The organism is Rhodococcus sp. 14-2470-1a (genome assembly GCF_002259425.1).
GTDB lineage: Bacteria > Actinomycetota > Actinomycetes > Mycobacteriales > Mycobacteriaceae > Rhodococcoides > Rhodococcoides fascians_E.
In genome coordinates this window covers 56,191-70,784 of sequence record NZ_NPFZ01000026.1, presented here as the reverse complement: position 1 = coordinate 70,784, position 14,594 = coordinate 56,191, and the positions used below count along the sequence as shown (strand labels likewise).

General features: G+C 64.5%; 11 protein-coding genes and 2 tRNA genes. 2 read left to right on the top strand and 11 right to left on the bottom strand.

All coding sequences use genetic code 11. The features are described 5' to 3' along the window. Positions 1 to 528, bottom strand: a complete 528-nt coding sequence (locus CH292_RS14485; RefSeq protein ID WP_019665041.1) for a peptidylprolyl isomerase — start codon at positions 526 to 528, stop codon at positions 1 to 3. Between the two features lie 81 nt (positions 529 to 609). Here CH292_RS14485 and CH292_RS14480 point away from each other — a divergent pair, with 81 nt between their 5' ends. Next, positions 610 to 1,059, top strand: coding sequence for a hypothetical protein (locus CH292_RS14480; protein ID WP_094655085.1), 450 nt, complete (start codon positions 610 to 612; stop codon positions 1,057 to 1,059). A gap of 3 nt (positions 1,060 to 1,062) precedes the next feature. Here CH292_RS14480 and CH292_RS14475 read toward each other — a convergent pair whose 3' ends face one another. From CH292_RS14475 to CH292_RS14465, 3 genes are all read right to left on the bottom strand, one after another. Then, positions 1,063 to 2,682, bottom strand: a complete 1,620-nt coding sequence (locus tag CH292_RS14475) for an alpha/beta hydrolase (RefSeq protein WP_094655084.1) — start codon at positions 2,680 to 2,682, stop codon at positions 1,063 to 1,065. A gap of 64 nt (positions 2,683 to 2,746) precedes the next feature. Next, the gene (locus CH292_RS14470) at positions 2,747 to 3,802 is read right to left on the bottom strand and encodes a GGDEF domain-containing protein (RefSeq protein WP_094655083.1); all 1,056 of its coding nucleotides are present in this window, start codon (positions 3,800 to 3,802) and stop codon (positions 2,747 to 2,749) included. Between the two features lie 138 nt (positions 3,803 to 3,940). Then, positions 3,941 to 4,888, bottom strand: coding sequence for an acyl-ACP desaturase (locus tag CH292_RS14465; protein ID WP_094655082.1), 948 nt, complete (start codon positions 4,886 to 4,888; stop codon positions 3,941 to 3,943). A 230-nt stretch (positions 4,889 to 5,118) separates the two neighbouring features. On the opposite strand from CH292_RS14465, the gene CH292_RS14460 reads away from it, so the two are divergent. Beyond that, on the top strand, positions 5,119 to 5,328 hold the full coding sequence (locus CH292_RS14460; RefSeq protein ID WP_094627625.1) for a hypothetical protein: 210 nt from the start codon (positions 5,119 to 5,121) through the stop codon (positions 5,326 to 5,328). A 136-nt stretch (positions 5,329 to 5,464) separates the two neighbouring features. Here the strand turns inward: CH292_RS14460 and CH292_RS14455 are convergent. The 7 genes from CH292_RS14455 to CH292_RS14420 form a co-directional block, all read right to left on the bottom strand. Continuing rightward, positions 5,465 to 5,537: transfer RNA gene (locus tag CH292_RS14455), tRNA-Ala, on the bottom strand. Positions 5,538 to 5,755: 218 nt separating this feature from the next. After that, positions 5,756 to 5,829: transfer RNA gene (locus tag CH292_RS14450), tRNA-Ile, on the bottom strand. Positions 5,830 to 5,941: 112 nt separating this feature from the next. Continuing rightward, positions 5,942 to 6,856 carry a DUF3566 domain-containing protein gene (locus CH292_RS29650; RefSeq protein WP_094655081.1) on the bottom strand — a complete coding sequence of 305 codons (915 nt, stop codon included), beginning with the start codon at positions 6,854 to 6,856 and terminating at the stop codon, positions 5,942 to 5,944. A 633-nt stretch (positions 6,857 to 7,489) separates the two neighbouring features. Then, positions 7,490 to 10,036 carry a DNA gyrase subunit A gene (gene gyrA / locus CH292_RS14435; RefSeq protein WP_020112254.1) on the bottom strand — a complete coding sequence of 849 codons (2,547 nt, stop codon included), beginning with the start codon at positions 10,034 to 10,036 and terminating at the stop codon, positions 7,490 to 7,492. A 62-nt stretch (positions 10,037 to 10,098) separates the two neighbouring features. Beyond that, the gene (gene gyrB / locus CH292_RS14430) at positions 10,099 to 12,138 is read right to left on the bottom strand and encodes a DNA topoisomerase (ATP-hydrolyzing) subunit B (RefSeq protein ID WP_094655105.1); all 2,040 of its coding nucleotides are present in this window, start codon (positions 12,136 to 12,138) and stop codon (positions 10,099 to 10,101) included. 289 nt (positions 12,139 to 12,427) lie between these two features. Continuing rightward, a complete protein-coding gene (locus tag CH292_RS14425) occupies positions 12,428 to 13,618 on the bottom strand; it encodes a PDR/VanB family oxidoreductase (RefSeq protein ID WP_094655079.1) in 1,191 nt (396 codons plus the stop codon). Then, on the bottom strand, positions 13,606 to 14,523 hold the full coding sequence (locus tag CH292_RS14420) for a metal-dependent hydrolase (RefSeq protein ID WP_020112252.1): 918 nt from the start codon (positions 14,521 to 14,523) through the stop codon (positions 13,606 to 13,608). The genes CH292_RS14425 and CH292_RS14420 overlap by 13 nt, the downstream gene beginning before the upstream one ends. Positions 14,524 to 14,594: the final 71 nt, after the last annotated feature.

Genomic DNA, 14,594 nt, shown 5'->3' with positions numbered 1-14,594 from the left:
TCAGGCCAGCGTGACGCTGGTGATGACGACCTCGTCGACGGGACGGTCACCGCGTCCGACGGGAGTGCCGGAGATAGCGTCGACGACCTTCTTCGACGCCTCGTCGGTGACCTCACCGAAGATGGTGTGCTTGCGGTTGAGGTGCGGCGTCTTCGTCGTGGTGATGAAGAACTGCGATCCGTTGGTTCCCGGTCCGGCGTTGGCCATGGCCAGCAGGTAGGGGCGGTCGAACTGGAGTTCCGGGTGGAACTCGTCGGCGAACTTGTAGCCGGGGCCACCTGCACCGGTGCCGGTGGGGTCTCCGCCCTGGATCATGAAGCCGTCGATGACGCGGTGGAAGATCGCGCCGTCGTAGAACGGACCGGAATCGGAGCCCGACGCGTTGGACGTCGTGTACTCCTTGGAACCGTCCGCGAGGCCGGTGAAGTTCTCGACGGTCTTCGGCGCGTGGTTGCCGAACAGCTCGATGACGATGTCGCCGCGGTTGGTGTGCAGCGTTGCCGTTGATGTCTTGTTTGGTGTGCTCACCCCACCATCGTGCCACCCCGCGCTCGTCGGCCGGTCGCGGACGGTCGGATGTGGCCGCACAGGATGTGGAACAGTGGGGGCATGACGAGCACATCGAAGTCTGCGCAGTTTCGGGATGTCGCCGTGAGCACCGGGGGCACCCTCGTCAAGGCAGCGAAAATTTTCGGAACCGGATCCGCAGGCGTCGGACTACAGCTGGCGAACCGGGCGTACGCGCTGGCCCGACGCGAAGCCGCCCGTCGCCGAGTCCGTCGAGTGACCTCGGCATCGTCGAAGATCAAGACGGCGAAGACCCGTACGTCGAAGATTTCCTCGGGCCCGTCGCTGCTCGGTACTCCGACACGCAAGATCGTCGCGGTCGGCGCAGTTCTGGGTGCGGCCGGAGGCATTGCGGTGCTCGTGTCCAAGCGGCGAAACGCGTTCGACCCGCCGGCGGACGCTCCGCCGAGCCTCGAGGACTACAGCGAGTCCCCGGTGAACGGATCGTCCGCACAGGCCGCGACGCGCGCGGACACCCCGCAGCAGACGTAGCGTCTAGCCGCTCGCCTCACCGGCTCGACCCGCGATCACCAGTCCGACGTTTCGCTGTGTGACGGTGCCGTCCGTCAGATACTCACTGTGGCCTCGGCTGTCCGAGAGACCTCCGTCGGACCGTGTCGCCAGTGGCCTGACACCGTCGAGCTCACTCGGATCCGATCCGAAGAACCCCGTATCGGCGACGACGTCCTCACGCGCCTCCGCCACGAACGTGTGTCCCGGCGGTACCGAGAGTGCCGAGATGTCGTCGAAGCCGAGACCGGGTGAGCCCAGCGCCACGAGATCGTCCACGCCGGACACCCCTCGTAGGGCGAGCGCGGCAGTGAGAGAGCCGTACGAGTGCCCCAGCAGCGTCAGATGCGGATCGTCGGTGCGTGAGGCGTCGAGACCATCCAGGAACGCAGCCAAACGGGGAGCGCCGACCGCGGCCGCCATCGGCGAGACGACTGTGCGCGTCGGATCGAGCAGGTTCCAGCCGAGATGCGGCGCCTCGTAATTCATCCACGTCACGCACGCCACCGATTCGTCCGGGGGCAGCACGCTTCGCACAGTCGCAGCCAGCGCGTCCATGTCGGAGTCGTAGCGCCCGACATCGCCGCCGATATCGGAATCCAGTCCAGGGACGAACACGGCGACGTGAGTGGCGGTCGACACGTTACCCACCGAAACAGCCGCCAACGTGTCCTCACCGCTGGTGTTGTCCAGCACCAGCAATTGGCGATTACCCTGTGCCAGAACGGCTTCGATCTCGTCGAGTGCTTTCAACCGCTTCTCGGTCTGAGCGAGACCGGCGTCCGCGTCGTCGAACAGCCCGCCGAAGACGTTGCCGTCCAACGTCCGAGCAAGCTGGTCGGCAACCGATTCCAGACGCGCTCGCTCGGAGATCAGGAGCCTCCGATTCGCGGCGTCGCGTACCTCGGCCGGAACGCCGTCGAGATTCCCGACAGCGCCGGGATCACGGACGAGCAGTGCCGTTCGCTCCGCCGGACTCGCCATCTGCCAGGACACGTTGTTCGCCGCTGCTGCCGCTGTCGGCGTGGGTAAGACGTCCGGGGCTGTATCGACGTCCGCGGCAAGCGCAGCGGCCGTTGCGACGTCGATGTCGGTGGCACGACGGATCACCTGCCGGGCTCGGGCCTCGAGCTCACGTATCACCCTGAGGCGATCGCGTGCATGGTCGAACGCATCCTCGGCCGCGACGGAGTACGTCGTCAGCGGATCGGCCACCGTTCCCGAATCGGAAATCTCGAGCCTGTGTTCGACGCCGATGCTGTCGCACTCTCGCAGCGCGGCCCGCACAGGATGGGCCTGTTTCGCGAACGTCGTCACAGCGCGGGCGATGCGACCTAGCTCGTCGGCGTGAGCGCGGTAGTCCGCGATCAGGTGCGACACCGAGAACTGTGCGGCATCAGCCGCGTCTCCGCTCCACTCGAGCTGTGCAACGGCGGCCTCGATCTCGCCGACCGTGGAGGCGAGAGAGTCGGCCGTCCGTGCAACCCGCGCACCCAGCAGGGTGATCTCCGACGGTTGCCATCGCTGAATTTCGTTCCACAACAACACATCCACCCCGATGTCGGTCAGGTCGACGCGGACGCGATCGACATGACTGACAGTCAACCCCGCCCGGCGCCAGGCTGCGGAGCGTTGTCCACAGCCTGTGGATGAAATCTGTGGAGCAACGTCAGCGCGCTATTCTCCATTCCGACTGTTCAGGCCCCGACGTGCCCGGCCGGGGCGGTGTGGACGGGCGGGGCGGTGCGGACGGTGCGGACGGGCGGGCCGACTTGGGAGGACGGCTTCGCTTGGCTCGATACAGATCGGCGTCGGCCGCGCGGTAGATCTCCGCCCAGCGACGCGCAGCAGGCATGCAGACGATGCCCACACTCCACTCGGCACGATGTGCACGCCGAAGACGGTCGATGATCTGCCACGCCTCGGCCTCGAGCACTCCGGGCATGAAGAGCACGAACTCGTCGCCGCCCAGACGGCCCAGCACGTCCCGTCGGCTCAACTCCGCCTTCCAGGCCTTCGACACGCGCGCGAGAAGGACATCACCTGCGATGTGCCCGTACTCGTCGTTGATGTCCTTGAAATGATCCAGGTCCAGAACGGCCATGCTGACCGACAGACCGCGCGCCGCGCATACGGGCAACATCTTGGCGACCTTGGACTCGAAGCCGAATCTGTTCAACAATCCGGTGAGCGCATCGTGCGTGGCGGTGTACCGCATGCGCCTGGCGAAAGCGCCGAACACTTCGGTGGCACCCACGACGCCGAGGGCGATGAGCACGTACGCGATGAACGAGGACTCGAACGGGCCCGCCGCGGCGCCGAGTACCGCGAACACCGCAAGCGCGCCCACCCACATCCCGGCGTTGCGCTCGGACCAGAAAGCGCCGATGTGCATGCCGAGGAACATCGTCGCCAGGACACAGATCAGGTACGTCGGCAAGGTGTTGCTGGCCGAGAAGGACAGTGCGACAGCAACGATCCCCATGAAGGTGACATGACCGATCGTGCGCTTGGGGCTCGGACCCTTCAACCGCATCAACATGACGGTCGCCGCGATACCGAGAATCAGGGACACGAGAACCGCACACCGCGCCCAGGTATTTGCGCTCGGCCAGTACGCGCTTCCCCCTGCCGCGTACAGAACCGTCGTGCCTCCGATGTACACCAGAAGGGTGAGCGCGGACTCGTCCAGCTTTCGAGTTTTCGCCATCAGACGATCCAGCATTGCCGCCCCACCTCCCCCAGAACATCGCATCCAGCGTCGACGGCGACGTCTGTCGTGCGGGACTTTAACACCTTCCGCCGACATCCGAATGCGAAGCGAACCCGGTGAACCGTAGGGAACGAGCCGAGGGGGAGAAAGCTAGGACACCAGTTCGGCTCGAGCCGACTCGCGGGCAAGGAGGCGATCGCGCGACTCCTCGAACTTGGTCGCCTTCACCCCGAGTTGCTCGACGAATGCCGCGAGGCGATCCCGGTCCTGCTCGCCGCCGGGCCCGAAGTCGGTGCGGTCGAAGATGCGCCACTTCCGCAGGACCGGCATCAGTACCTCGTCGAGGTGCTGGCGTAAATCGTAGATTCCGTGCTTGGCCAGGGACATCGCATTCTTGCGGAAGTTGGGCATGTTGAGTCCCGGCATGGCGAAGTCCGTCACCACGTCGGCGATTGCCCGCACCGTTTGATCCGGTGTCAGGTCGAGCGCGGCCTCGCCGAGGTTCCGGTAGAAGATCATGTGCAGGTTCTCGTCCGCGGCGATTCGAGCCAGCATTCGGTCCGCCACCGGGTCACCGCACGCATGGCCGGTGTTGCGGTGGGACACACGCGTCGCAAGCTCCTGCAACGTCACGTAGGCGACCGAATGCAGGAAGTTCGCACCGTCCATCGGAGCGTCGACGCCTGTGGTCATGTGCTGCATCCGTGCCCGTTCGAGCTCCACAGGGTCCACCGCTCGGGTCACGACGAGGTAATCCCGCATCACGATGCCGTGCCGGTTCTCTTCTGCCGTCCACCGACCGACCCACGTACCCCAGGCCCCGTCGAGCGAGAAGTTGTCCGCCAGACCTCGGTGATACGACGGCAGGTTGTCCTCGGTGAGCAGGTTCGTGATCATCGCCGTACGCGCCAGGTCGGACAGTGACGACTGCGACTCGTCCCAGTCGTCACCGCCCATCGCCGCGAAGTTCCTGCCTTCGTCCCACGGAATGTAGTCGTGGGGATGCCATTCCTTCGCTATCGCGAGGTGGCGGTCGAGGTTCAGCTCCATCGTCGCCTTGAGTTCGGTCAGCAATTCGGTGTGATCGAGGTTGCGCATCGCTGATTCCTGTTCACGAGTTCGATACGCACGTCGCGTCCGAGGTGGCCTGATACGCGCTGACGCTAGAGCAGTCCCCGGCGCCCGGTCCCCCGTCCGCCGGTTGTCTGGGAATCTCCACATCCGGACCGCGGCCGCTTGGCCACCGTCACAGACATTGGCAGTTTTTCGCGGAAGCATGACATAACTGCCACTGTTCGACGTGGCCTGCACCGATCGACACTTGCACCATGGCAACTTTCCTCGCACTGGTACTCGTACTCGGATTCATCCACGTCGCCGCCACCACCTACGTGCGGCACCAGACCTCGAGCTCGGTCAGCAGACTCTGGGCCAGCCCCTACCGATACAACTACTTCCGTCCCGACGAGGAATCCGTTCCCACCCACCGCACCCGGACGGACAGCCGTGTTACTGCCGACTGCATATCAGGGACCTGAACCCTGACACACGCACCTCGGGATGAAATCGGACCCACAACACAGTGATCCCACAACGCAGTGACCCCGACACGCATTCGCGTATCGGGGTCACTGTCGATCTGTAAAGCTATCTAATTGTGGAGCTATCTAATTGTGGAGCCTAGGAGATTCGAACTCCTGACATCTGCCTTGCAAAGGCAGCGCTCTACCAACTGAGCTAAGGCCCCGGGGTGGTGCAAGCGAACAGTACCTTACGAAATCTCGAACTCGAAATTTCCTGGTCCTGACGCCTCCGTGCGGACGATCAGCGAGTGGAAACCTCGTGCCACACACCGTCACTGTTGCGGAGGGACCGCACCTTCGACGCTGCCGACACGACTGCTATCACTGCACCGATCAGAAGAAGGATTTTCATGATCATGTCCCTCTTCCGTATTGCTCGGTGTGGGCCTAGGAGGACTTGAACCTCCGACCTCTTCCTTATCAGGGAAGCGCTCTAACCGCCTGAGCTATAGGCCCGTGAACCTCGATTCGGACAGAAGATTTCTCTTTCCGAACCGAGGAGAGAGATTACCGCATCGAACCGCCGTACTCCAAAACGGCTCGATCCGGCACTCTCGAGCGACCTGGTTCAGTCCCGATCCGCGAGGGTTACTTCGACGCCCCCGACCAGGTCGGAGGACAAGTTGTAGATGAACGATCCGATGGTCGTCAACGCCGTGAACAACACCACGTTGATGACACCGATCACTGCGGCGTAGCCGAATACCTGTCCGGCACTGACCAATCCACCGTCACCCGACTCGGACACGATGTCGGTGAACGCACTGTTCAAGCGATCCCAGACACCCATTCCGTCGAGAACCGCGTACAGCAGCCCGACTGCGACCATCCACACGAAGAACAGCGATACCGCGATGACGAGGGAGATCTTGAGCGTCGACCACGGATCGATCTTGCGCAGTTGAATCGTGGCACGCAGAGGAGTTCCGTCCTCACGCGCTGCGATGGCGACCGGCTGAGCGATCTGCTGCGTCTCCGACGCCGGTGCCGTGTGCCGGACCTCCGACAGGTCCGGCATGTCCTTCGCCAGATCCTTGCGTTCGATGTGCCGCGTCGGTCCGTCGATGCCGGCGGCCTTCGTCTTGGCTGCTTCTCGACGCTGTGAACTGTCCGCCGAACTCTCGGCGCCCACTGCGGCGGTGGCTGCTGCTGCGGCCCCTGCCTGGGTTCCACGACGATCGTCGCCTGGCTGTCCGGACTGTCCCGGCTGGCCCGATTGAGCGCCCGGTCCGACCGGCGGCAGCGTTCCGCCGCGCGCCGACAGGTTGGTCTGCGGCTGGCTCTGTGCGCCGTTCGCCGGACCGCGCTGCCACGGAGGTGCGCCCTGACCCGAACCACCGACCTGTCCCGAGGCACTGCCCTGACCCGAACCGTTCTGGACAGGCGCACTGCGCACCGGTCCCGGACCGTTCTGGTAGCCACCCGCCGGCGGCTGCGTGACATCACCCGCACCCAGTGGATCGAACGCACGCTCGTTGTCCACCCGTGGTGCCGCCTCGGTGGGCGGCTGCTGGGCAGCAGCCGGGCGTGCCGGTGCAGGCGGACGCGGCTGATTCTGCGGCTGCGACTTCGGTGCCTCCGCGGGCCGCTGGTTCTCCGGCTGACGCTGATCCGGACGCTGAGGTGACGATGCCGGAGCCTGCTGAGTCGTCGGCGGCTGAGTCGTCGGCGGCTGGGCAGTAGTCGGCGGCTGGGGAGGCCGAGCTGTGGCCTGCTCACGCGCCGAGCCGTCGGACGTCCTCGCGGTTTCCGGAGCACCTCCCTGACGTTCGGGTGCCTGGCGTTCGGGTGCCTGGCGTTCGGGTGCCTGACGCGCCGGCTGGCTCGGCGGTTGCCGATCGCCGCCGGCGGGACGCGCACCGTTCCCTTGCCGTGGGTCGGACTGCTGAGAACCGGACTGCTGAGAACCGGACTGCTGAGAACCGGACTGCTGTGGAGCGCCCTGCTGAGGACCGGCCTGCTGAGGGGCCGGCGCACCGGGTCGCGACGGAGGACGCCCGCCGCCGTTCTGCGGCGTTCCGGGGCGAACCGCCGGCTGCGGCCGCGCGGAAGTGCGTGGCTGCTCGGCGTCGCTGGGCGGAACGGGCCTGCTACCAGGCCTGTTGGGAGTGCTCACTTACGACTCCTTCGGTGCGTCGTCTTCGTCTCCGGCGGCGCCGGGCTCGGGTTCGGCTTCGTCGGCGTTACGGGCAATAGCGAGCAGTGTGTCGCCTTCCCCGAGATTCATCAACCGAACGCCCTTCGTCTGTCGACCGGCCTTCCGTACCTGCTTCGCTGCGGTCCGGATTACACCACCACTGGAGGTGATGGCGTACAGCTCGTCCTCGTCGTCGACGATGAGAGCCCCCACCAGGGTGCCACGCTTCGGGTCGTACTGGATCGTCAGCACGCCCTTTCCGCCGCGGCCCTGCGCCGGGTAGTCCTCCATCGCGGTGCGCTTGGAGTAGCCACCGGAGGTGGCCACCAGCAGGTACTTGCCCTCCCGCACCACGTTCAGCGACAACAGCTCGTCCTCGCCGTTGAACCGCATGCCCTGGACACCGGAGGTCGCGCGACCCATCGGACGCAGAACCTCGTCGGTTGCGGAGAAGCGAATCGACTGACCCTGAGCGGACACCAGCAACAGGTCGTCGTCGGACGACGCCAACACAGCGCCGACCAGTTCGTCCTCGCCGCGGAGGTTGACCGCGACGATGCCGCCGCTTCGGTTGGAGTCGAAGTCGGTGAGCTTGGACTTCTTGACCAGCCCACCCTTGGTGGCGAGCACCAGGTAGGGCGCGTCCTCGTAAGTCTTGATCTGAATGACCTGCGCGATGCGCTCGTCGGGCTGGAACGCCAGCAGGTTCGCGACGTGCTGCCCGCGGGCCGTCCGGTTGGCCTCGGGAAGCTCGTACGCCTTGGCGCGATAGACCCTGCCCTTGGTGGTGAAGAACAGAATCCAGTCATGCGTCGAGCAGACGAAGAACTTGCTGACGATGTCGTCCTGCTTCAGCCCCGCGCCCTGCACTCCCTTGCCGCCGCGCTTCTGCGAGCGGTACAGGTCGGTTCTGGTGCGCTTGGCGTAGCCGGTTTCGGTGATGGTGACAACGACGTTCTCGCGGGCGATGAGATCCTCGTCGTTGACGTCTCCGTCGCTGGCGATGATGCGGGTACGACGGTCGTCGCCGTACTTCTCGACGATCTCACCGAGCTCGTCGCGGACGATCTGACGCTGACGCTCCGGCCGGGCCAGGATGTCCTGCAGGTCGGCGATGGTGCGTTCGATCTCGGCCAACTCGTCGATGATCTTCTGACGCTCGAGGGCAGCCAGACGACGCAACTGCATCGCGAGGATGGCGTCGGCCTGGATCTCGTCGATGTCGAGCAGTTCGATCAAGCCGGCCTTGGCGTCGTCGGCGGTCGGCGAACGACGGATGAGGGCGATGACCTCGTCCAGAGCGTCGAGTGCCTTGACCAGTCCGCGCAGGATGTGAGCGCGCTCCTCGGCCTTGCGCAGCCGGTATCGCGTGCGCCTGATGATGACGTCGAGCTGATGAGCCACGTAGTAGCGGATCATCTGATCCAGACGCAGGGTGCGCGGCACACCGTCGACGATCGACAACATGTTCGCGCCGAAACTCGTCTGCAGCTGGGTGTGCTTGTAGAGGTTGTTCAGCACCACCTTCGCGACGGCGTCGCGCTTGATGGTGACGACGATGCGCATGCCGACGCGGTCCGAGGACTCGTCGTCGATCTTGGAGATGCCGGCCAGTTTGCCGTCGCGCACCTGCTCCGCGATCGACGTGATCAGGTTGTCCGGGTTGACCTGGTACGGCAGCTCGGTCATGACGATCGTGGTGCGGCCGTTGGAGTCTTCCTCGATCTCGACGACGCCGCGCATGCGAATGGATCCGCGTCCGGTCGAGTACGCATCCTGGATGCCCTGCCCGCCGACGATCAAGCCGTGGGTCGGGAAGTCGGGGCCCTTCACGCGTTCCATGCACGCGGCGAGGGTCGCTTCTTCGTCGGCCTCGTGGTTGTCGAGTGCCCAGAAGACGGCGTCGCCGAGTTCACGCAGGTTGTGCGGCGGAATGTTGGTGGCCATACCGACGGCGATGCCGTTGGAGCCGTTCATCAGCAGGTTGGGCACCCGCGACGGAAGTACCGTCGGCTCTTGGGTTTTGCCGTCGTAGTTGGGGATGAAGTCGACGGTTTCCTCGTCGATGTCCCGCAACATCTCCATGGCGAGAGGCGTCAGACGTGCCTCGGTGTATCGCATGGCAGCCGCGCCGTCGTTGCCACGGGAGCCGAAGTTGCCCTGGCCGTCGACCAACGGGTACCGCATGGACCAGGGCTGAGCCAAACGCACCAGCGCGTCGTAGATCGAGGTGTCACCGTGCGGGTGGTAGTTACCCATCGTTTCGGCAACGGGGCGTGCGGATTTGACGTAACTGCGGTCCGGGCGGAAGCCGGAGTCGTACATCGCGTACAGCACACGACGGTGCACGGGCTTGAGGCCGTCGCGTACTTCGGGAAGTGCGCGGCCGACGATGACGCTCATCGCGTAGTCGATGTAGCTACGCTGCATCTCCTGCTGGATGTCGACCGGATCGATGCGGTCGCCGCCCTCGGCGTTCGTGGTCTGTCCGGGAGGCCCGACAGGAGGCTCGGTTATGTCCGACATGGAATCTCCTTCAGCGAAAGTCTAAGAGGTGTAACGAATTTCAAGTAGTGCGTGAAAGTTCGTCACACGTCCAGGAAGCGGACGTCCTTGGCATTGCGGGCGATGAAACTGCGCCGGGCACTGACGTCCTCGCCCATCAGGACACTGAACAGCTCGTCCGCGGCGGCGGCATCGTCGAGGGTGACCAATCGGAGCACGCGCACCGATGGATCCATCGTGGTCTCCCACAGTTCCTTCGCGTTCATCTCGCCGAGGCCTTTGTAACGCTGGACGCCGTCCTCGATGTTGATCTTGCGCTTGTTGGCGATACCGGCCTCGAGCAGTCCGTCGCGTTCGCGATCGGAGTACGCGAAGTCGGGTTCGCCGCGGCTCCACTTCAACTTGTACAGCGGCGGCATGGCCAGATAGACGTGGCCGTGCTCGATGAGCGGACGCATGAAACGGAACAGCAACGTCATCAGCAGCGTCGAGATGTGCTGGCCGTCCACGTCGGCGTCGGCCATCAGCACGATCTTGTGGTAGCGGAGCTTGGTTATGTCGAACTCGTCGTGGATACCGGTGCCGAACGCGGTGATGATCGACTGGACCTCGTTGTTCTTCAGAACGCGGTCGATGCGAGCTTTCTCGACGTTGATGATCTTTCCGCGGAGCGGGAGGATCGCCTGGTACATCGAGTCACGACCGGACTTGGCCGAGCCGCCGGCGGAGTCGCCCTCCACGATGTAGATCTCGGACTTGCTCGGGTCGTTGGAGCGGCAGTCGGCGAGCTTGCCGGGCAGGCCACCGATGTCCGTCGCGCTCTTGCGGCGCACCAACTCTCGCGCCTTGCGCGCGGCCATACGGGCCTGAGCCGAGGACACGGCCTTGTTGATGATGGTCTTCGCGTCGGCCGGGTTGGACTCGAACCAGTGCGCCAGGTGCTCGTTGCACGCCTTCTGCACGAACGAGCGAACCTCGGTGTTGCCGAGCTTCGTCTTGGTCTGACCCTCGAACTGCGGTTCCCCCACCCGGACGGAGATGACCGCGGCGAGACCCTCGCGGATGTCGTCGCCGGTGAGTTTGCCGTCCTTCTCCTTGACGAGCTTCTTGTCCGCTGCGTACTTGTTCACCGTCGAGGTGAGCGCGGTACGGAAGCCTTCCTCGTGCGTGCCGCCCTCGTGCGTGTTGATCGTGTTGGCGAAAGTGTGGACCGACTCGGAGTAACCGGCGTTCCACTGCATCGCGATCTCGACCTCGTGGCCTTCACCCTTGGCGGTGAAGCCCACGACGGAGTTGTGGATGGATGTCTTCGTCTTGTTGATGTGCTTGACGAAGTCGACGAGGCCGTCGGGGTAGTGGTACGTGCGCTTCTTGACCTTGGCGGGCTTGGCCTCGACGGCCTGAGCTTCTTCCTCGGACGCGGACTTCGGTGCCTCCGCGGTCTCGGCCAGCTCTTCCTCGCTGGCGTCGGTTGCTGCCACGCGCTCGTCGGTGAAGTTGATGGTCAGTCCCTTGTTCAGGAACGCCATCTCCTGGAGGCGACGGTGCACGATGTCGAAGCTGAAATCGAGTGTCTCGAAGATCTTGCCGTCCGGCCAGAAGCGGACGATCGTGCCGGTGTCCTCGGTGTCGCCGACGGTCTCGAGCGGCCCTGGTTTGGCGTAGTCGTACGCCTGCGTGTAGCGGTGACCGTCGCGAGCGATCTGGAGTTCCACCTTGGTGGAGAGAGCGTTGACCACGGAGATGCCGACGCCGTGCAAACCACCGGACACGGCGTACGAGTCCGAGTCGAACTTTCCACCGGCGTGCAGCTGCGTCATGACGACCTCGACGGTGGGAACACCGGAGGCGTGCGTGGCGACGGGAATTCCTCGACCGTCGTCCTTGACCTCGACGCTGCCGTCCTCGTGAATGGTGACGTCGACGGTGGAAGCGTATCCGGCCATGGCCTCGTCGACGGAGTTGTCGACGACCTCCCAGATCAGGTGGTGCAGGCCTCGCTCACCGGTGGATCCGATGTACATACCGGGCCTCTTGCGAACTGCTTCCAGTCCCTCGAGCACGGTGATCGACGAAGCGCCGTAATCCTTGTTCTCGGTCTTACCCGACTTCTCGGCAGCCACGATTCGGTTGTTCTCCTTCAGCGTCAAGGTCCCCCTCGCACCGAATGGGTGCTGCCGTGTGGGCACCGGGTGGTGCCACCGCACGAGTCTGCTCGGCCGTCCTGCCTCACCCTGCGGGTAGGCCGTGACGGTGAGCAGATCCGAAGGGCTTCTCTGTTACCCGTCCATACTACTGGTACGTACCGACGGCATGGGGACGATGACACCCCGAAATGCCCCCTGGTTGCCTCACAGACGCATTTTTTCGCGTCCCGACGGCAAATATGGACAGCAGAATCAGCTCCGAGGGCTACAGATCGAGGACGATCCGTCCACCCGCTGCCCGCGACACGCAGATCAGCATCTCGTTCTCCTGCTCCTCGGGGGTCAGCCGAGTCTCGCGGTGTTCGGGAGTGCCGACGAGCACTCGGGTTCGGCACGTTCCGCAGAAGCCCTGCTGACACGAGTACGCCACGGACGGCTTCACCTCACGGATCGCCTGCAACGCTGTCTGTTCTGCGCCGACGGTGATCACGTCACCGGAATCGACCAATTGGACCTCGAACTCCACACCGTTCCGAACCGGAGGTGGAGAGAAACGCTCGAAGTACAAATGGGTGGCGTCGGTGCCGTCGACGGCCGCGCGCACCGCGTCGATCATCGGCGGCGGGCCACAGCAGTAGACGGCACCGCCCGCCACGCGACCGAGCAGTTCACTACCCGACGCGATCCCGTCGACGTCGTCGGTGCGGACGTTCACCCGTTCGCTGTCCAAGGCGAGAATCTCGTCGAGGAACGGCAGCGACTCCCGCGAGCGCCCCCGGTACTCCAGGTACCAGTCCATCCCGGAGGCGCGGGCTGCCCGCACCATCGGAAGGATGGCGGTGATACCGATTCCGCCTGCGACGAACACCGCCCGGCCGTCGACGACGAACGGAAATCCGTTGCGCGGACCTGTCACGGTGACGGGCGTTCCGATCTCGAGTGCATGCATCTCCGCCGAACCACCGCCGCCGTCCGGAATGAACCGCACCGCAACGGTGTACGCGCGTGCATCCGACGGGTCACCGCACAACGAGTACTGCCGGCGTCGACCGGACGGCAGGACGAAATCGAGGTGCATTCCCGGAGCCCATGCCGGAAGTTCCTCGCCCAGTGCACTTTCGAATTCCAGCCGGACGACCTGTTGGTCCACGCACAGAACCTCGCGCGAGCGGAGCGTCAATGCGATGTCGCGGACTACCGGCGCCGCCGCGTGGCTGTCGTCGAACTCGCCGTTGTCCAGCAACGCGAACCACTTGTCCAACGCGTCGGTGACGAGAGACATCGTCTGATCGGGTACAGCGCGCCCGTACAGATCCTGTGGAACCTGACGACCCTCACGAAAGGTGTCGACCGTTCTGGCCATGTCGGACAACCGCTTTCGCAGTCCCTGCTTCTTCTTGGACACCACGAGCTCGACTCTCGAATCCGGATTCGAAACCGCGGTCACCGTGCGCACGCTCGTGCGGCGGGCGACGTTGCAAGGTACTGCACGGCTTGCTCGGTCGACCCTTCGCTCGAGGGGTGGTAGTCACGGGCGAAGTAGCGAAGCGAGGCCTTCCAGATCATCTTGGGGCCGGGGAAGAGACCACGTGCAGCAACCGCGCGATAATTTCGAAGCGACGGCCGGCGTTGCTTCGCGGGCAGGTGAGCCAGCGTCGGATCGCGATCCATCAGGTACCGCACGCCACGAGTCCAGAACCACACCAACGTTGGTGCGATCGCGACGTAGGTTCGGATGCGCCGGGCGGGGCGAACATCGAAGTACTGCATGACCTCGAATGCCACCGAGCGGTGCTCGACTTCCTCGGCCCCGTGCCACCGAAGCAGGTCGAGCATGGTTGGATCGAAATCGACCTCGTCGAGCGCACGCGCGTTGAGCACCCAGTCACCGAGGAACGCCGTCAGATGTTCGACGGCTGCGATCAGCGCCACTCGTTCCACCAAGCTGTTCCTGGTGTGCGTGCGCCTGTTTCCGAGCGCGCGACCGAACAGGAACTGCATCTGCTCGACGTACGGTGCGACATCGATACCGTGGGCGGTCAACGAATCGAGCACCTGGGTGTGGGCCGTGGCGTGCATCGCCTCCTGGCCGATGAAACCGATGACGTCTTCACGTAGGCGCTCGTCGTGAATCAGAGGAAGCGCTTCCTTGAAGGTACGGACGAACCACTCCTCACCCTCGGGCAGGAGTAGATGCATCACGTTGACCAGATGAGTCGCGAGCGGATCGCCGTCGACGTAGTGCAGCGGCAGAGCAGACCAGTCGAATCTGACGTTTCGAGCCTGGAGCACCACGCGGTCCTCCGGCTGTCGGTCGATCGCCGACCTGTCGGATTCTTCTTTGGCGTCGGGTGAGAACACACGGTCCCTTCGTCGTAGCGGGTCGGATCACGAGCAACGATCCCGATCTCGTTGCTTGTGATCGATCACCG